The sequence below is a fragment of the Pontibaca methylaminivorans genome (assembly GCF_900156525.1).
GTDB classification, from domain to species: domain Bacteria; phylum Pseudomonadota; class Alphaproteobacteria; order Rhodobacterales; family Rhodobacteraceae; genus Pontibaca; species Pontibaca methylaminivorans.
The window spans coordinates 2012621-2031014 of the sequence record NZ_FTPS01000001.1; the positions used below are offsets into that span (position 1 = coordinate 2012621).

The following is an 18394-nucleotide window of genomic DNA, read 5'->3' on the forward strand; positions in this document are numbered from 1 at the left end:
GACGATATACGGCAGAACGCCGGGGCACAGCCCGTGCATTCGCCGGGGCCGGGCAGGCGGACGCCAGCCCGGCGCAGCGCGATCGGTTTGCGGTCGCGGCTGCCCGGCCGGAATGACGCGCCGCCTAGAGGAACCCCGCGCGCAGATCCTCGGCGCTGCGGGGTGAAAGCAGGCCGAGCGGGATGTCATAGATCGTCTTGGCGCCGAATTGCCTGAGCCCGTGCATCCGGTGCACCGCGCGGGCGCAGGCCACGAGGACGCTCGCGGTGAACTCCGGGTTGCTGCCGAGCTTCAGGCTGTATTCCATCACCTGCGTGGTTCCGGGCGAGGTGGTGCCGCTGCGGATCACGAAGCCCCCGTGCACCATGGCGCGGTGGTCGCGGGCGAGTTCCTCGGCGCTGATGAAATTCACCACGGTTTCGTAATCCGCGAAATAATGCGGCATGGTGACGATGGCCTCGCGCACGGTTTCGGCGTCGGCGCCGTCCTCCAGCACCACGAAACATTCGCGCAGGTGCATCTGCTGCGGGGTCAGATCGGGGCGTCCGCCCTTGCGCACCTGATTGATCGCGTCTTTCGCCGGGCGGGTATACTGCACCGCGCCCGCAACGCCCGGCACCCGCCGCAGCGCGTCGGAATGGCCCTGGCTGAGCCCGTCGCCCCAGAATGTATAGGTCGCGCCGTCGGGCAGCAGCGCCTCGCCCAGAGCGCGATTGAGCGAAAACACCCCCGGATCCCACCCGGCCGAGATCAGCGCCGTATGCTGGCTGTCCCGCGCCGCGGGATCGACGGCGGCAAAATATTCGGGGATGCGGGCATGGGTGTCGAAACTGTCGACGGTGTTGAACAGTGCGGCAAGCTCGGGGCCCTGCTGCGGCAGATCTTCCTTCGAGCCGCCGCAGAGGATCAGCACGTCGATCTGGTCCGCATGGCTGCGCAGCTGCTCCATCCCGTGCACCGGCGTTTCCGTCTGCCGCGGCGTGATCTGTCCGGCCGGGCGGCGGGAATAGATGCCGGCAAGGCTCATGTCGGGGTTGTGCTCGATGGCCGCCTCGACCCCGCGCCCGAGGTTGCCGTGGCCGGCGATGGCGATGCGAATCTTCCCGTTCATCCGGTTCCCGTCCTTTCCCTTTGCGCCCCGGGGCGGGGCTTTACCGTTGCGGCATAGCAAATCTGACATGCCGATCAAGGCGAAGCGGGCGCGAACCGGGCGCGAAGACCACTTGCAGAACCGTCTGGGCCGATGTAAACCCCGCGCCGACGGGTGATTAGCTCAGTGGTAGAGCGCTTCGTTCACATCGAAGATGTCAGGAGTTCAAATCTCTTATCACCCACCATCATCACAGGATCGACGACTTGCCGTTTCCGCCGGGGCGACGCCGCCCGGCCAGGCCGCGTCCATCGGCCGGCGCTGTCCTCTTGGCGGGCAGCGGGGCGATGATGGCGAGGATCCGGCCGGGACATTCTGAATCGAAGCTGCCAGAATGTTAGGCGACGGACCAGTCTCGACAGGATCTCGACAGGGGGCCCCCATCCGATGAGCCGTGCGATATCGCGAAAATCCGTGGCCTTTGCCGTCGCCGCGCTGACCGGGCTGTGTCTGGCGGCGGTGGTCTGGCTGCCGATGCAGACCGACGGGCAGGCACCCGGAATAGACCCGAACACGCTCGACGACCATACCGTCCTGATCGAGCGGCGGCCAATCGAGGGTCTTTCGAATGTGTCCGGGCTGGCTTACAGCAAAGACACCAATACCCTGTTCGCGGTCATCAACCGGCCGGCTGCGATTGCCGAACTGTCGCTCGAGGGTCGGCTGTTGCGGCATTTCCCCCTGCCCGAGGGGTGGGATACCGAGGGGATCACCCATCTGCAGGACGATCTGTTCATCGTCTCGGACGAACGTGGCAACGATCTGCACTGGATCCGCATTCCTCCCGGGGACGGGGGCGCCGTTCATGAACAGACGACCAGCCTGTCGCTCGGCTGGATTGCCTTGCCCAATCTGGGCCTCGAGGGTGTCATCTGGGATTCGGTGACGTCGGAACTTCTGCTCGTGAACGAGAAATGGCCGCGCAGGATCCTTCAGGTGTCGGGCCTCTGGCCGCTGCAGGAGACGCCGCAGGTCGGGATCCGGGAATGGTGGCCGGAGCGCGCGTCCGGCCTTCCGGTCAGCGATCTGGCCGGCGTGACCTTGAATCACAAGGGCGACGGCAGCGCCGGGAACCTGATCGTTCTCAGCGAGGAATCAAAGGTTGCGCTGGAATACACGCCTGCGGGCGTGCTGGCCGGCGTGCTGCCGCTGCAATCGGGGTCGTCGGGGCTGACGCAGGACATTCCGCAGCCGGAAGGGATCGCGATCGGGCCGGATGGTGAGCTTTACATCGTATCGGAGCCGAATCTCTTCTACCGCTTTGCGGCCCGGACCGACTAGACCGCCCCGCGCGGGAAGCGGATCATGACGGACCGGGCGCCCGATTGCGCCAATGTGGCGCGGCGCGGGGTGAGCGGGTGAGCGGCCTTCGGCCGGATCCCCGCGCAGGACTTTCCGCATGACGGCCCCGCGCTATGCTATCCTGCTGCGCAGCAATCAGGGGCCGTAGCGGGAACATCATCGTGTCACAGGAAATCTGGGCCGCCGTCGTCAGCGAATTTTCGGACATTCCGGACATATCCACCATAACGCGTATCACGGTACGGCTGGTGCTTGCCGCCGTTCTTGGCGGTATCCTCGGATATGACCGCGAAATGAAGGCAAAGGACGCCGGCGTGCGGACGCATATGCTGGTGGCCGTGGGTGCGGCGCTTTTCGTGATCGGGCCGCTGCAAAGCGACATGCCCATCCCCGACATGTCCCGCGTTCTGCAGGGGATCATTCAGGGTATCGGTTTTCTGGGCGCCGGCGCGATCATGATTCGCGCCAGCCAGCAGAAGGTCGAGGGTCTGACCACGGCGGCCAGCATCTGGGCAACGGCGGGGATCGGCGTTCTTGCCGGGCTTGGCCTCGATGCGACCGCGGTGCTTTCGACGGTCACGGTTTTGGTCATTCTGGCGGTGATTCCCCATATCAAGCCCCGTCAGAAAGCGGAGGATACCGACAAGACGTCCTAGGGTGGCTTTCGTGGTCGCAATTCCGGGCCGCACCGGCGCAGCAAATGCCGCAGACAGCCCCCGCCGCCCTATTCGGTGAGGTCCACCCAGTAGACCCCCTCGTAGGGCAGCGAAAGGAACCTCTGGTTGATCTCGGCCAGGGTCGCGCCGGGATCGAGATCGCCAAAGACCTCCGGGTGGATCCATTTCGCGAAGGTCTCGACCGCGACCACGTCGAGCGGAGAATTGATCAACTGGTGGGAAAACCCGTGAACGCGGCCGCTTTTCACTGCCGACAGGCCCGATATGCCCTTGCGCCCCGCGACCCGGCGCAGCGATTCCCGCGCGGTCGCCTCGTCATAGCCGGTGCCCAGAACCAGCCCGCCCGACTTTTCCAGATGCGGCCCGCCGGTGGCGATATAGACGTCGGGTTCGCGCGAAATGACATATTCGATGTTCAGCTTGCCGAACGACTGGCTGATCACGTCCGAGCCGATGTTGTGGCCGCCGACAAAGCTGATGTAATCGCCCACGTTGCCGCGCCCCGGAGAGTTGCAGCAGTCATTGGTGATGCCGGCATGGGCTTCGAGAAAGACGCTCGGGCGGTCGTCTTCCGGCAGCGCCGCCACCTTGTCGGCGATCGCGGTCATCCGTTCGGCCCGGAAAGCGAGAAATTCTTCCGCCTGCGTCTCGCGTCCCGTCAACTGCCCGAGCAGCCGCAGGCTTTTCTGGAGGTTCTCGAGCGGCTGGACGAAGAAATCGACCTGCACGACCGGGATGCCGGCAGCCTCTATCTGGGCGATCTGCGCATCGGTGATGCCGCTCTCGAGCGACAGCAGGGCCAGGTCGGGCCGGGCCGCGAGCAGCGCTTCCATGTTGAAGGAGCCGGCCGAGCTCGCGATCCGGGGCAGGTCGGCCAGTTCGGGCGAGATCTCGAGCAGTTGTTCGTAGGTCTCGGTCCCCAGCCGGTTCACGTCCTGCGGCCACGCCGCCAGCAGCGAAACCGGATCGGGATGGATCAGGCCGAGCGCGACCAGAAAGCGGCTGTCGTCGATGGCGATTCGGTCGGCCGGGCCATGGATGGTCACGCTTCGCCCGCGGATATCGACCAGTTGTGCGCCCTGCGCCGTCGCCGGTTGCTCGGCCCCGGCGCTCTGGAACGAGGCGATGGCAAATGCGCCCGAAACGAGCGCAATGATCACGAAAAGGCCGGCGGCAATGCGCCTGCCTGTCCGGCCGCCGCTGCTGAAACCTCTGGTAATGGCCGCGTCTCCGCTCTTGGTTTCTTGATTGCGTCCCGGGATCCTGTCACGCATTTGGGGTTGACTGTAAAGGGCAAGCGCCGTTCCTGCGCCATATGAGCAGTGATCACGATACCGCCAGCAGCGGCCAGACCGTGCCGTTCCGCGACAACCGCTATCGGCTGGGCGATGGTCACCTGTTGCACGCGGCCGGGACGGATGATGCCTATCGCGTCGATATCGCCGTTCCGGCGGGGGCCGCACCCGGGCCGGGCTGGCCGCTGGTTCTGCTGCTCGACGCGTCGGGCTGTTTCGGCACCTGTGTCGAGGCGCTCGGCCGCATGAGCCGGCGGCCGGATGCGACCGGAGTGGCGCCGATGGTCGTCGCCGGCATCTCCGCACCGGAAGGGGCACCGGACACCACCCGGCGCCGGCGTGATTTCACCTCGGCGGTGGCGGGCGTTCCGGGCAGCGGCGGCGCGCCGGGGTTCCTTGGTTTCATCGAGGAACAGGTCAAGCCGTTCATCGCGCGCAAGGCGCCGCTCGATCCCGCCCGCCAGACGCTGTTCGGCCATTCGCTTGCCGGCTATTTCACGCTCTGGTGTCTTGCCCACCATGCCGGCGCGTTTCAAAGCTATGCGGCAATCAGCCCCTCGATCTGGTGGGACAGCGACGGGTTGACGGCGGCGCTGGCGGATGCGCCGCTCACGGACCGGCAGGTGTTGATCTGTCTTGGTGAATGGGAAGATGCCCTTCCGCCCTGGCAACTCGCGGCTCCCGGCAGTTCCGAGGTGATCGCGCGGCGTGCCGGGCGGCGGATGCTGGATCATGCGCGGGCCGTGAGCGCGCAGCTTGCGGCCATTCACGGCAGCGACCGGGTGCAGTTCCGTTTCCTGCCCGAGGAAGATCACGCCTCGATCGTGTCGGCGGCGATCCCCCGCATGCTGCGCATGGCGAGCGCCGGTTAGGCGGCCGGCCGGCGGTCAGGGATCGTTCGGCACGGCCTCCCGGCGCCTCCAGAGAGCGGTCGTGACCAGCAGCGCCCCGACAAGCGCGTAGGGCAGGCCGGCGCCCAGCCCGTAGACGAGGGTGCCGACAATGGGCCCCAGGATCGTGCCGAGCCCCTGCGCCGCCGCGACCGTACCGGCCGCCGCGCCCTGTTCGTGGCCCTCGACCGAATTTGCCGCCAGGGCCGAGACCGAGGGATAGACCCAGCCCATGCCGAAGGCGGCAAAGGCGTAACTGGCCCAGAGCATGGGCGGATTGACGGCAAACATCGCGCTGGCAAAGCCGGTTCCGCCGATCAGGGCGCCGATGCGGATCAGCCGGGCCGGGGGCCAGCCGAGCCGGCGCAGCACGACCTGGGCGCAGACCAGCGAAATGCCGACTGCGGCAAGGGCCAGCCCCGCGGCGCGGGCCGCCTCGGCCGGGCCGAGGCCAAGCCGGTCGAGCGCGAAGAAACCGACGATGATCTGCGCCACCGAGACGCTGAACATGGCGGCAAAGGCGACCATCATCGGCCGCCGCAGCCGCGGATCAAGAAGCCGCAGCCGCTGCCGCGCCGGGGCCGGGTGGTGCCTGGCTGCCGGCAGCGTCAGCCAGATCAGCAGGAGCGCGATGACCGGCAGCACGGCGGTGACATGAAACGGCAGGCTGAGGCCGAACGGAGCCACGAGCCCGGCCAATCCGGGGCCGACCACCATGCCGGCGGCGCTGGATGCGCCGATCGCGGCAAGGGCGCTCGTGCGTTCCTCGGGCCTTGTGTGGTCGGCGACGAGCGCGGTGCTGGTCGCGGGCACGGCGGCATAGAACAGCCCGGCAATGCCGCGCCCGGCGAGCAGACCCGCAAGCGCAAGCAGCGGCGCCATCGCGGTCCTGAGTGCAAGGTCGATGAACAGCGCCAGAAGAAGATAGCTCAGCGTGAACCCGGCAAGCCCCAGGAGCAGGACCGGGCGGCGGCCGTGGCTGTCGCTCAGCCCGCCCCAGACGCGCGCCATGACCATCCAGCCGACCCCCGCGATCGTCATCGCCGCGCCGATCTGCCAGGGCGGCAGGTCGAGCACGCGCGCAATCGGGCCGGCCAGGGCGACAAAGACCATCATCGCCATGGAGCACACGAAGGCCATGAACATCAGCGGTTTCACGCTGAATGCCTGGGCCGCTGCCGGATCTAGGGGCTTGTCCGTGCCGTCGTCGTTCATTGCTGGTCCCTGGGCCTCCGCCGCTTTGATGTGGTGCCAACGACCGGGTTTAGGCGAGCTTTGCGCCGAAAGCCACGGGGCTCGGCCATGGCCCATGAGGCGCGCCGCGCCATCCGCCCCGGCGGCCGGTGATGCGCGAGGAAATCGGCGGCGCGGGCGCGTTCGGTGTCTTGACCTGCGCGGAAAAATAGTTGACCAAGCCTGTCAGGTAAATCCGGGCAGGGATCTGCAGGCGTCCAGAGGCGGCGGAACGCGCAGCCAGGCCGCCGGTGCTGAATGTGCCGCCCTGCCGGAATCGCCGGAAAAACGATCGCGGAACAAAGACGTGACAGATCATCTTCATCCGCTCGAACAGGAGAGCTCCACCATGACATCCGTCGGCAGACATGCCAGACACCTTGCCCTCGGCCTGCTGCTGGCCGGCGGGCTTTTCGCCGCCGAGGCGGGGGCGCAGACAGCCTTTTCCACGCTCGACCGCAGCACCGAGGCGCAGATCAGGTTCAGCGCCAGCGAACAGGGCAAACCGATCCTGGCCGGGTCGGAGGTGACCTTTACCGGGCAGGGCTTCCAGCCCGGCCAGAAGGTGAAGCTGCTGTACGGAACGACCCCGCTTTCGGACGAGGCGCTCACCGCCGATGGCGAGGGTCAGATCGAAGGCCGGCTCACGATCCCGGAGGAGGCCGCCTTCGGCACCTATCCGATCATTGTCGTCGCCGAAGAACCCTATTACGCCACGGTTGCCGATCTCAAGGTTTCTCCCGAGGTGCCGCTGTCGGGGCAGGACGATTTCGCCGTGGACGAGGCGACCGGCATTGCGCGCGGGCTGTATCAATCGGCCTACAGCGCCGGGAATGACGCGCTTTTCGTCACCTCCTCGATCGGGCGGCCGCCGGTCCGGGAATCGGAGATCGTCAAGCTCGATCCCGAGACGTTCGAGGTTCTGGCCCGGATCAGCCCGGCCGCGGTTCCGGGTGCCGATGATGCCGGCGAAGGCGACACCGGCGGGCCGAGCGTCTTTGCCGTCTACGGCATTGCGCTCGACGACGCGAAGGATACGCTCTGGGTGACGAATACGCGCCAGGATACCGTCGCGGTCTATCAGCAGTCGGATCTGTCGCTGGTCAAGCAGTTCGACCCCGGCACGGTCACCCATGCCCGCGATGTCCGCATCGATTCCGGCGCCGGCCGGGCCTATGTGAGCGCGACCGGAACGCCCGAAGTCGTCGTGTTCGATACCGAAACGCTCGAGCCGGTCACGACGATCGAAATCAAGGCGCTGGGCCGCGGCCAGCAGTTTTCGGCCGCGAGCCTGTCGCTCGATCCCGAAGCAAAGCGGCTGTATGTCGCCAGCCTGTCGACGGACGAGGTCGCCGTGATCGACACCGAAACCAACACCGTTGAAAAGGTGTTCCCGGTTCCCGGCGCGCGCAGCGCCATCGGCGTGTCCCATGATCCCGAAACCGGGCGCATCTTCGTCGCCGCCCAGGGCAGCGACAACCTGGTTGTCCTCGACGGGGACAGCGGCGCGGTGATCGCCGATACCTCGGTCGGCGCGGGCGCGCTCAATGTCGCGTTCGATCCCGTCAACCGGCTCGCATATGTGAGCAATCGGGGCGCCGGAACCATCGCCGTCACCGATCCCGACGGCAATATCGTTGCCAATCTCGGCCCGGCACCGCTGGCCAATCATGTCGCGCTCGGCAAGGACGGCACCGTCTATGCGGTGGACAATTCCTCGGGCCCCGGCGGCGAGGACAGCGACACGATCCTGCGTATCCGCCCGCAGGAGTGAATGACCCGGCCTGCCGGGTGTCCGGGCCGAAGCGTTCCGCTGCCGAACGCTTCGGCCCGCGCCCGGCAGGCCGGCCGCCATCTGCGACTTGCGCGTTGCGAAAACGCCCGCATGACCGCGCCGCTCGCATGGGACATGCGGGCGGACGCCCGGTTTCGGGTGGTCAGGACGCTGCCGTGTCGTGCGGCAGGATATCCTTGATCGTGATCCGCAGGCCGGATTCTTCCGCCTCGACCTGTCCGACGACATTGTAGACCTCGGCCAGGACCGGCGCGGTGATCGCCTCGGCGGGGGCGCCGTCGGCGGCGACCCGGCCTTTCGAAAGCACGATGATCCGGTCCGACCAGCGCGCGGCGATGGACAGGTCGTGCAGCACCATCAGCACGATCATGCCCCGTTCCCGCGCCAGCGCATGGACGAGCTTCATCACCCGCAACTGGTAATGCAGATCCAGCGCGCTGATCGGCTCGTCAAGCAGCAGCACCCGGGGAGAGCGCACCAGCGCCTGCGCGAGCGAGGCAAGCTGGCGCTGCCCGCCCGAAAGACGGTCGAGCCCGGTCATCGCCAGCGGCGTGATCCCGACGCGCTCGATCACGCCGAGCGCGCGCTCGAGCAGTTCCTCGTCTGACAGCGGCGGCCCGTCAATGGGCGAGGCCCGCAACGCACCGACCACGCCTTCGAGCACCGTCAGCGCGACGCGCTCGGGCAGGTTCTGCGGCATGTAGGTGACGAGCCTTGCGTGATCGGCCAGGACCATCGCCCTCAGGTCGCGCTCTCCGAGCGTCAGGGCCCCGCCCGCGGGGAGCAGCCCGGCAATGGCCCGAAGCAGGGTGGTCTTGCCCGCGGCATTGGGCCCGATCAGCGACACGACCGACCCCGGCGCAATCGGCGCCAGGCTCAGCCCGTCGATAATCCGGCGCTTCGCATAGCCGACCGACAGGTCCGACAGCCGCAGGTCTTCCGTCATGTTCTGCGTCATATGCGCTCCGGCCGGCGAAGGATCAGCGCCAGGAACACCGGCACGCCGATCATGGAGGTGACGATGCCGACCGGCAGCAGCACGCCCGGGACCATGATCTTGCTGGCCACCGAGGCCAGCGACATGATGAGCGCCCCGCACAACATCGAGGCGGGCAGCAGAAAGCGGTGATCTTCGCCCAGCAGCAGGCGGGCGATATGGGGGCCGACGAGGCCGATGAACCCGATCGTGCCGACGAAGGCGACCGAGGTCGACGCCAGCGCGCTGATCCGCAAGAGCGAGGCAAAGCGCAGTTGCCGCACGTCGATGCCGAAGCTGCGCGCCCGGTCTTCGCCCAGCCGCAGCGCGGTCATCGCATGGGATGCGCGCATCGAGAACGGCAGCACGACCACCATGACGAGGCCCAGCACGAAAAGATTGGCCCAGGTCGCGCGGCCGAGCGATCCCATGCTCCAGAACACGAGCTGCGACAGCGCCTCCTGCGAGGCGACGAACTGCATCAGTGCGACCAGCGCGTTGAATGTAAAGACCAGCGCGATCCCGAACAGCACCACGCCCTGCACCCCCGCGGCGCGGCTGCGCGCCAGCGCCTCGAGCAGCAGCACCGAGGCGAAGGCGCAGAGAAACGCATTCAGCGGGATCATCCAGTCGCCCGGCACGAAGGGCAGGCTGAGCCCCAGCACGATGGCCAGCGCCGCTCCGAACGAGGCCGCCGAGGACACGCCGAGCGTGAAGGGGCTGGCCAGCGGGTTGTTCAGGATCGTCTGCATCTCGGCTCCGGCGAGCGAGAGCGCCGCGCCGACCAGAATCGCCATCAGCGCATAGGGCAGGCGCACGTCGCGGATGATCGTGACCTCCGACGGGGCAAGCCGCGACGGATCGAACAGGCCCGCAAGGACATCCTGCAGCGACAGGGCCGAGGGGCCGGTCGAGATGTCGAGCAGGAAGGCCGCGACACCACACACGGCCAGCACCAGAAGGATCAGCACGCGGTGCCGGATGGTGCGGCGGTAGGCCCCGACCATGCTCTGGCGCGCGGCGGCGGCGGGATCATTTGCTGGCAAAGGCGCGATACCTTCTCTGGAACCTTGACTGACGTCCCGGCGCCGCGGCATCCGGGTGCTGCCCGACTATCCGGGCCGTGTGGGTGATACCAGCGGGGATGCGCGAAGGTAAACAGGGTTTGCACCGATGCCGCCCGCCGCCTTTCGTCGCGCCGCGTATGGGCCCGGCATCCCGCATACCCCGGGCTGATCCGCGGAAAGCGCGGACAGCACGGCCGGAAAACGGAAGCGAATCGCGTATTGATTCGGCGCTGCAGCGTGAAAAGTCGCCTGATTTTATCAGGATTTACGCTCGGATGATCTAAGTCACGGTAACAGCACGGAAATTAACCCTTTCGGTTTCCCGCGTAAAGTCTTATGGCCTAGCCGGAGATGCCTGCCCCGGCGGCCCGGCACCTGAAGATTGATCAGCTGTATTCGGGAGTTCGATGTGTTTGCGCTCTTTCGCGCCCGACAGTTCACAGAGGCAGAGGGCCTGCGGCACCGGCTGCCGACAGGGCCCGGGGCCTCGCTCGAACAGCATGTGGAAACCTTCCTTCAGGGCCCGCAGGCCGAAGGCGGACCGCCGGTGCTGGTCGGGGCTTTGCCCTTCGACGTGCGGGCACCGGCCTATCTCTATCAGCCCGAGGAGTTCCGGCGCGGATCGGGGTGGGGCATGCTTGCCGGGCCGATCGAAGCCTGTGCGCGCGCCTTCTGGGCGCCGTTCCAGATCGCCCCGGAACCCGACCCGGAAAGCTATGCGGCCATGGTCCGGCGGGCGCTCGACATGATCGGGTGCAACCGGCTGACCAAGGTCGTGCTGTCGCGCAGCCTGTGCATTCGGGCGGCGGTGCCGGTCGATCCGCTGCAGGTTGCGGCGCGGCTTGCCCGCGACCCCGACGCGACCACCTTCATGCTGCCCTTGCCGCCGGAAACCTGCGGCGACGGGCCTTCGACCCTGGTCGGGGCGACCCCGGAACTGCTTGTGTCGCGCAGGGGAACGCAGGTCGTGTCGCATCCGCTGGCGGGTTCGGCCCGCCGCCGGCCCGACCGTGCGGAGGACGAGGCGGCGGCGCAGGCGCTCCTGCATTCCGACAAGGACCGGCGCGAACATATGTTCGTCGTCGAGGCGATTCTCGACAGCCTGGCGCCGCATTGTCACCAGCTCGGCGCGCCCGCGGGCACCACGCTGTATTCGACCACAACCATGTGGCACCTGGGCACGCGGATCGAGGGCGTGCTCCGGGACGATGCGCCCTCGGCGGCGGGGCTTGCGGCGCTGCTCCATCCGACGCCGGCGGTGGGCGGATCGCCACGCTGCGAGGCGCTCGAGGCCATCCGGGCCCTTGAGCCCCGCGACCGCGGGTTCTATGCCGGTGCGGTCGGCTGGAGCGATGTCCGGGGCGACGGGGAGTGGCATGTGGCGCTGCGTTGCGCTGAAATCTGCGGCGCGCGGCTCCGGCTGCAGGCGGGGGCGGGCATCGTCGCCGGTTCCGACCCCGAGGCCGAGGTTGCCGAGACGCGGGCAAAGTTCCAGGCCATGCTCCGGGCCATCGAGATGGAGCAGGCGGAGGATTTCTTGGAGACAGCACTATGACGACGACAGCATCGCCGCTCGCGCAGGTCTGGCCTGCGGATTTCGCCCGGCGCTATCGCGAAGACGGCTACTGGACCGGAGAAACCTTTCCCGCCGTGCTGAGGGCGATGGTGGAAACCCGGGGCGAGGCGATTGCCGTCATCGGCGGCGACCAGCGCTGGAGCTATGCCGAACTCGGGCGACGGGCCGATGTGGCGGCGGCCGGTTTTCTGGCGCTGGGCCTTGCTCCCGGCGATCGGGTGGTGGTGCAGCTTCCGAACATCCCCGAATTCTTCGCGGTCGTTTTCGGCCTGTTCCGTGCCGGGCTGATCCCCGTCTTTGCGCTGCCCGATCACCGGCTGGCCGAGGTGTCCCATTTCGCGCGCAAGGCCGGGGCGGCCGCCTGCGTCATCGCCGACACCCATAACGGTTTCGATTACCGCCCGCTTGGCCATGCCCTGCAGCAGGAGGTGCCCGGCCTGCGTCATGTGATCGTGGTGGGCGATCCCGGCGGGCATGTTCCCTTCAGCGGTTTCGCCGCCGGCCCGGAGCGCCTGCCGGACACTGATCCCGATCCGTCGAGCGTGGCCCTCGTGCAGGTTTCGGGCGGGAGCACCGGGCTTTCCAAGCTGATCCCGCGCACGCATGACGACTATCTTTACAGCATCCGCACCAGCAACGAAATCTGCGGCATGACGCCCGAGAGCGTCTATCTGGCGGCCCTGCCGGTTGCGCATAATTTCCCGATGAGCTCGCCCGGCATCTTCGGGGCGATCCGTGCCGGGGCGCGGGTGGTCACGAGCCCCTTGCCCAACCCCGAGACCGCCTTTCCCTTGATCGCCCGCGAAAGGGTGACGATCACCGGGCTCGTGCCGCCGCTCGCCCTGTTGTGGCTGCAGGCCGCGCCGCGGACCGATCATGACCTGTCGAGCCTCGAGGTGCTGCAGGTCGGCGGCGCCAAGTTCATGCCCGAAGCCGCCAAGCGGGTGCGCCCGGTGCTTGGCTGCACGCTGCAGCAGGTGTTCGGCATGGCCGAGGGGCTGGTCAACTATACCCGGCTCGACGACCCCGAGGACATCATCACCGAAACCCAGGGGCGGCCCATGTCGCCGGGGGACGAGGTGCTGCTGCTGGACGACCAGGGCCAGCCCGTGCCCGAGGGCGTGTCCGGCAATCTTCACACCCGGGGGCCTTATACGATCCGCGCCTATCACGATGACGCGGGGGCCAATGCGCGCTCCTTCACCGATGACGGCTTTTACCGCACGGGCGACGTGGTGCGCCGCCTGCCCGGGGGATATCTGGTCATGCAGGGGCGGGCGACCGACCACATCAACCGCGCCGGCGAGAAGATCTCGGCCGAGGAGGTCGAGGACCACCTGCTTGCGCATCCGCGGGTGTTCGATGCGGCGGTGGTGTCGATCCCCGACAAGTTCCTGGGCGAGCGCAGTTGTGCCTTCGTCATTGCCGAGGGCGAGACCCCGAAACCGGCCGAGTTGAAATCCTGGATGCGCGAGCGCGACATCGCGCCCTTCAAGGTGCCCGACCAGATCGTTTTCGTGGACAGTTTCGCGACCACGGCGGTCGGCAAGATCAGCCGCAAGGAGCTGCGCGCCGGCCTGCGCGCGAACCTGCTTGAACAGGAGGGCAGCAAGCCATGAATGCGCCCCGAAGACTGCCGTCGATTCCGGCCTATGACCTCCCGCAGGAGGGCGACCTGCCGCCCTCGCGCGCCGGCTGGACGCTCGAGGCCGACCGGGCGGCGCTGCTCGTCCATGACATGCAGGCCTATTTCGTCGATGCCTTCACCCCGGATGCAAGCCCGATCAGCAGCGTCATTGACAGCATCGCGCAGATATCCTGGGCCGCCCGCGCGCGCGGCATCCCGGTCTTTCATACCGCGCAGCACGGCGACCAGGAGCGGCGCGATCGCGGGTTGCAGGCGGATCTCTGGGGGCCGGGGATGCGCCATGTTCCCGCGCAGCAGGCGATCATCGGCCCGCTTTCGCCGGAATCCGGCGATTTCGTCCTGACCAAGCACCGCTACAGCGCCTTTCAGCGCAGCAATCTCGAGACATTGATGCGCGCGCGCGGCCGCGACCAGATCGTCATCTGCGGCGTCTATGCCCATATCGGTTGCATGCTGACCGCTGCCGAGGCGTTCCAGCGCGACATCCAGCCGTTCTTCGTGGCCGATGCGGTCGGTGATTTTTCGCGCGACTGGCACGATGCGGCGCTGGCGCAGGTCGCGGATTGCAGCGGCGTCGTGCTCTCGACCCGTCAGGTGCTGGAGGTGCTGCAATGACCACGCAATCCGGGGCCGCGCGATCCGTGACGCTCGAACAGTTGCGGGCCGATATCATTGCCATGCTCGACGAGGATCCGGAAACGGTCGCGGACGATGCCAACCTGCTCGATCTGGGGCTCGATTCGATGCGGGCCATGAACCTTGCCATGCACTGGGACGAGGCGGGGGTCGCGCTCGACTTTGCCGATCTTGGCGAGGCGCCGACCATCGCCGGGCTCTGGGCGCTGCTTTGCGCGCGCGACCCGGGCGCTGCCGCCGACACGGGCCCGGCCGAGGCCGAGCCGCTGACCGAGGCGCAGACCGGGCTCTGGTATTCGCAGCGCCTCGACCCGGCCAACCCGATCTTCAACACCGGGCAGTATCTCGACCTGCGCGGCCCGCTCGATGTCGCGGCCTTCCGGGCGGCGGTCGATCAGGTCGGCGAGGAGGCCGCGGCGCTGTCGCTGCGCTTCGAGGACGGCCCCGACGGCCCGGTTCAGCGCCTCGACCCCGACCGGCGCCCGCGCCTCGCCGTGATCGACCTGTCGGGCGAGCCCGCGCCCGAGGAAGCGGCGCTTGCCGCGATCCGCGCCGACATGAACACGCCCGTCGATCCGGTCGAAGGGGCGCTTGCCGCGCAGGTGCTCTATCGTCTCGGGCCGGAGCGGCATCTCTGGTCGCAGCGCGTGCATCATCTGGTCAACGACGGCTATGGCATGGTGCTGCTGACGGCGCGGGTGGCGGAACTCTATGCGGCGGCGTTCGATCCCGGGGCGCGCCCCGGATCGCCGCTGGCGCCGCTGGCCGGGGTCTGGGCCGAGGACCGCGCCTATCGCGATTCGGCCGAGCGGGCGGAAGATGCGCGCTGGTGGCGGGGCGCGATGGAGGGCATGGAGGAAGTGACCGGCATGGCGCCCGGGCGCGCGGTCACGGCGCATGGCTTCCACCGTTTTGCGCGGCCCCTGGCGGAGACGACCCGCAGCGGTCTTGTCGCCCTGTCGCAAAGCCTGCGCCTTGGCTGGCCCGATGTCCTGACCGGGCTGGTCGCGGGGTATTGCCGCCGCTTTGCCGGCACCGATGAAATCGTGGTCGGCGTGCCTCATATGGGCCGGTTCGGCAGCGCCTCGGCCCGGGTTCCGGCGACGGTCATGAATGTCCTGCCGCTGCGGATCACGCCCGACGAGACGGCCCCGCTTGGCGATTATCTTGCGGCCACCGCCGCCATGACCGCGCAGGCGCGCCGGCATGGTCGTTACCGCAGCGAGCAGTTGCGCCGCGATCTCGGGCTGCTCGGCGGCAACCGCCGGCTTTACGGGCCGCTCGTCAACGTGCAGCCCTATGACAAGCCGCCGCATTTCCCGGGGCTCGATGTGACGCTTCATGTGACCGGTACCGGCCCGGTCGAGGACATCAGCTTTACCTTCCGGGGTGATGCCGCCAGCGGGCTTTCGATCGAGGTCGATTCCAACCCGGATCTCTACAGTGTCGAGGACACGGCCGCTCATGGCGAACGGCTGGCGGAGTTTCTCGCGAATGCGCTGGGGGCGGAGCGGCTGGCCGATGTGCCGACCGCAACCCGCGACGAGGTGTGGAACGAACTCGACGGCTTCAACCGGACCGCGCATCCGGTCGAGGACACCACGCTCGCCGCGCTGATCGAGCGCAGCATGCGCGCAACACCCGAGGCCGAGGCGCTGCGCTTCGAGGGACAATCGCTCAGCTATGGCGACCTTGACCGTCGCAGCGCCGCACTGGCCGATGCCCTGCGCGAAAGGGGTGTCGGCGCGGAAACGGTGGTCGCCGTCGCCCTGCCGCGCTCGCTCGAACTTGTCATCGCGCTGGTCGCGGTGCTGCGCGCGGGGGGCGCCTATCTGCCGCTCGACCTCGACCATCCGGCCGAACGCATCGCGACCATCCTGAAAAGCGCCGCCCCCGTGGTGGTGCTGGCGCAGGACGATGCCCACGGCCTTTATGGCGAACGGCTGCTGCCACCGGCGCGCTGGAGCGATATCCCCGCAGCCGACCCCGCTGCCGGACTGCCGGAACCGCAGCCCGATGATGCGGCCTATGTCATCTATACCAGCGGCTCGACCGGGGATCCCAAGGGGGTCGTGGTCACGCATCGCGCCATCGTCAACCGCCTGATCTGGATGGGCGAGTTCTACGGAATCGATGCGCAGGACCGGATCCTGCAGAAGACCCCCGCCACCTTTGACGTGTCGGTCTGGGAATTCTTCCTTGCCTTCATCCGTGGCGGAACGCTGGTCGTGGCCCCGCCCGATGCGCATCGCGACCCCGTGACTATTGCCACGCTGATCCGCGAGCAGGGGATCACGACGCTGCATTTCGTGCCCTCCATGCTGGCGGCCTTTCTCGATGCGCCGGAATCGCAGGGTCTCTCCGTGGCCCGCGTCTTCTGCAGCGGTGAGGAACTGCCCGCCGACCTGCGGGAGCGGTTCCACAAGCGCCTGCGGGCCGAACTGCACAACCTTTACGGCCCGACCGAGGCGGCGGTGGACGTGAGCTACTGGCCGGCCGGCCCCGATGACCGCTCGCGCCCGGTGCCGATCGGGTTCCCGGTCTGGAACACGCAGCTCGTGATTCTGGATGACCGGGGGCATCCGGTGCCGCCGGGGGTGGTCGGGAACCTCTATCTTGGCGGCGTGCAACTGGCGCGGGGTTATCTCGGGCGGCCGGACCTCACGGCCGAGCGGTTCATCGACAACCCGTTCCGTCCGGGCGAGCGGCTTTACATGACCGGAGATCTGGCCCGGCGGCGCGCGGACGGGGCGGTGCTGTTCCTCGGGCGTTCGGACCATCAGGTCAAGATACGGGGCTTGAGGATCGAACTGGGCGAGATCGAGGCGGCGATTGCCGCATCCGGCCTGACCCGAGGTGTTATCGTGCTGGCCCATGACGGGCGGCTTGCGGCCTATGTCGTGCCCGAGCCGGGCTATGCGCCCGAGGCGCTGCGCGCGATGCTGGCGGCGCGGCTGCCCGATTACATGGTGCCCGCGGCCTTCGTGGCGCTGGATTCGATGCCGGTCACCAGCAATGGCAAGCTCGACCGGAAGGCCCTGCCGGCGCCCCGTTTCGAAAGCGCCGGGGGCGATGCGCCGAAAACACCGACCGAGCGGACGCTGGCCGCGCTCTATGCGGATCTTCTCGGGATGGATGCGGCGCAGATCGGCCGGGCGGACGATTTCTTTGCCCTTGGCGGTGATTCCCTGTCTGCGGTGCGGCTCATGCTGCGGATGCGCGAGGAATGGGGAGACGCGCCGGGGCTGGCGGCCCTGTTCGAATATCCCGATATCGCCACCCTGGCCGCGCGGATCGACGCAGGGGCAGGGCAGGTGGCCGGGGACGACGGGCTCGCACCGCTCATCACCCTGACCCGCGGCGCGGAGGATCGCGATCCCCTGTTCATGGTGCACCCGGCCGGCGGGATCTGCTGGGGCTATCGCACGCTGGCCCGCGCCCTGTCGCCGCACCGCACGGTGCACGGCCTGCAGGCGCCCGCGCTTGATCCCGATGTGCCCGTGCCCGATAGCATCGAGGCGCTGGCCGCGGATTATGCGCGCCGCATCCGCGACACCCACCCCGAGGGGCGCTGCCATGTCGCCGGCTGGTCGGTCGGGGGCATCCTCGCCCAGGCGATCGCGGTTGAACTGCAGGACGCCGGGCGTGAGGTCGGCCTTGTCGCCATGCTCGATTCCTACCCGGCCGAATGCTGGCGGGCCGAGCCCGAGCCGACCGAAAGCCAGGCCCTGCGCGCATTGCTTGCCATCGCGGGGCACGATCCCGAACGCTATCCGCACCTGACGACCCGCGAGCAGATCCTCGCCTTCCTGCGCGAGGGCGAAAGCGCGCTCGGCAACCTGCCGCCGCGGGCGCTCGAAGGCGTGGTGCGGGTGGTGCTCGAAACCAACCGGCTGGTGCGGGGCCACCATCACCGCCGCTACGACGGTGTGCTGACCCATGTCCGGGCCGCCCATGACCACAAGACCCGCCCGCATCTGACGCCGTCGCTCTGGGAACCCTATGGCGCGGCGCTCGATGTGGTTTCGGTTCCGTTCCTGCACCCGCAACTGACCGGTGCCGAGGCAAGCGCCATGATCGCGCCCGCCCTGTCCGAGCGGATGGAGCAGGCAACACCGGCAGCCGGCGCGGCGCGGCGACAGGCATGAG

The 18394-nt window shown here is 68.1% G+C and carries 13 protein-coding genes and 1 tRNA gene; 9 read left to right on the forward strand and 5 right to left on the reverse strand.

The window, feature by feature from the left end:
- Window positions 1–124: 124 nt before the first annotated feature.
- A complete protein-coding gene (locus tag B0B01_RS09865; protein WP_076649711.1) occupies window positions 125–1111 on the reverse strand; it encodes a diaminopimelate dehydrogenase in 987 nt (328 codons plus the stop codon).
- A 151-nt stretch (window positions 1112–1262) separates the two neighbouring features.
- Here B0B01_RS09865 and B0B01_RS09870 point away from each other — a divergent pair.
- From B0B01_RS09870 to B0B01_RS09880, 3 genes are all read left to right on the forward strand, one after another.
- Window positions 1263–1337, forward strand: a tRNA-Val gene (locus B0B01_RS09870).
- Between the two features lie 200 nt (window positions 1338–1537).
- Complete coding sequence (locus tag B0B01_RS09875) at window positions 1538–2431, forward strand: SdiA-regulated domain-containing protein (protein ID WP_076649712.1); 894 nt, start codon at window positions 1538–1540, stop codon at window positions 2429–2431.
- 182 nt (window positions 2432–2613) lie between these two features.
- Window positions 2614–3108 carry an MgtC/SapB family protein gene (locus B0B01_RS09880; RefSeq protein WP_200805414.1) on the forward strand — a complete coding sequence of 165 codons (495 nt, stop codon included), beginning with the start codon at window positions 2614–2616 and terminating at the stop codon, window positions 3106–3108.
- A gap of 68 nt (window positions 3109–3176) precedes the next feature.
- Here B0B01_RS09880 and B0B01_RS09885 read toward each other — a convergent pair whose 3' ends face one another.
- Window positions 3177–4289, reverse strand: a complete 1113-nt coding sequence (locus B0B01_RS09885; RefSeq protein WP_200805415.1) for an ABC transporter substrate-binding protein — start codon at window positions 4287–4289, stop codon at window positions 3177–3179.
- Between the two features lie 155 nt (window positions 4290–4444).
- Here B0B01_RS09885 and B0B01_RS09890 point away from each other — a divergent pair, with 155 nt between their 5' ends.
- Complete coding sequence (locus B0B01_RS09890; protein WP_083946151.1) at window positions 4445–5296, forward strand: alpha/beta hydrolase; 852 nt, start codon at window positions 4445–4447, stop codon at window positions 5294–5296.
- A gap of 15 nt (window positions 5297–5311) precedes the next feature.
- Here B0B01_RS09890 and B0B01_RS09895 read toward each other — a convergent pair whose 3' ends face one another.
- Entirely contained in the window at window positions 5312–6529 is a 1218-nt protein-coding gene (locus tag B0B01_RS09895; protein WP_076649714.1) for an MFS transporter, read from the reverse strand.
- 325 nt (window positions 6530–6854) lie between these two features.
- Here B0B01_RS09895 and B0B01_RS09905 point away from each other — a divergent pair, with 325 nt between their 5' ends.
- Entirely contained in the window at window positions 6855–8321 is a 1467-nt protein-coding gene (locus tag B0B01_RS09905) for a YncE family protein (RefSeq protein WP_200805416.1), read from the forward strand.
- Between the two features lie 163 nt (window positions 8322–8484).
- On the opposite strand, the gene B0B01_RS09910 is transcribed toward B0B01_RS09905, so the two are convergent.
- Window positions 8485–9300 carry an ABC transporter ATP-binding protein gene (locus B0B01_RS09910; protein WP_234967746.1) on the reverse strand — a complete coding sequence of 272 codons (816 nt, stop codon included), beginning with the start codon at window positions 9298–9300 and terminating at the stop codon, window positions 8485–8487.
- Window positions 9297–10364, reverse strand: a complete 1068-nt coding sequence (locus tag B0B01_RS09915; protein ID WP_234967747.1) for a FecCD family ABC transporter permease — start codon at window positions 10362–10364, stop codon at window positions 9297–9299. Before B0B01_RS09915 ends, B0B01_RS09910 begins: the two co-directional genes overlap by 4 nt.
- A 430-nt stretch (window positions 10365–10794) precedes the next feature.
- Between B0B01_RS09915 and B0B01_RS09920 the strand changes: the two genes are divergently transcribed.
- From B0B01_RS09920 to B0B01_RS09940, 4 genes are read left to right on the forward strand one after another with little or no spacing between them, the layout of a single operon-like run.
- The gene (locus B0B01_RS09920; protein WP_143733041.1) at window positions 10795–11940 is read left to right on the forward strand and encodes an isochorismate synthase; all 1146 of its coding nucleotides are present in this window, start codon (window positions 10795–10797) and stop codon (window positions 11938–11940) included.
- Window positions 11937–13580 (forward strand): (2,3-dihydroxybenzoyl)adenylate synthase, encoded by a 1644-nt coding sequence (locus B0B01_RS09925; protein ID WP_076649718.1) that lies wholly within the window; start codon window positions 11937–11939, stop codon window positions 13578–13580. The genes B0B01_RS09920 and B0B01_RS09925 overlap by 4 nt, the downstream gene beginning before the upstream one ends.
- Complete coding sequence (locus B0B01_RS09930; RefSeq protein WP_076649719.1) at window positions 13577–14224, forward strand: isochorismatase family protein; 648 nt, start codon at window positions 13577–13579, stop codon at window positions 14222–14224. Before B0B01_RS09925 ends, B0B01_RS09930 begins: the two co-directional genes overlap by 4 nt.
- Window positions 14221–18393: a non-ribosomal peptide synthetase gene (locus tag B0B01_RS09940; RefSeq protein WP_083946155.1), complete on the forward strand. Its 4173-nt coding sequence runs from the start codon at window positions 14221–14223 to the stop codon at window positions 18391–18393. The genes B0B01_RS09930 and B0B01_RS09940 overlap by 4 nt, the downstream gene beginning before the upstream one ends.
- Window position 18394 lies beyond the last annotated feature (1 nt).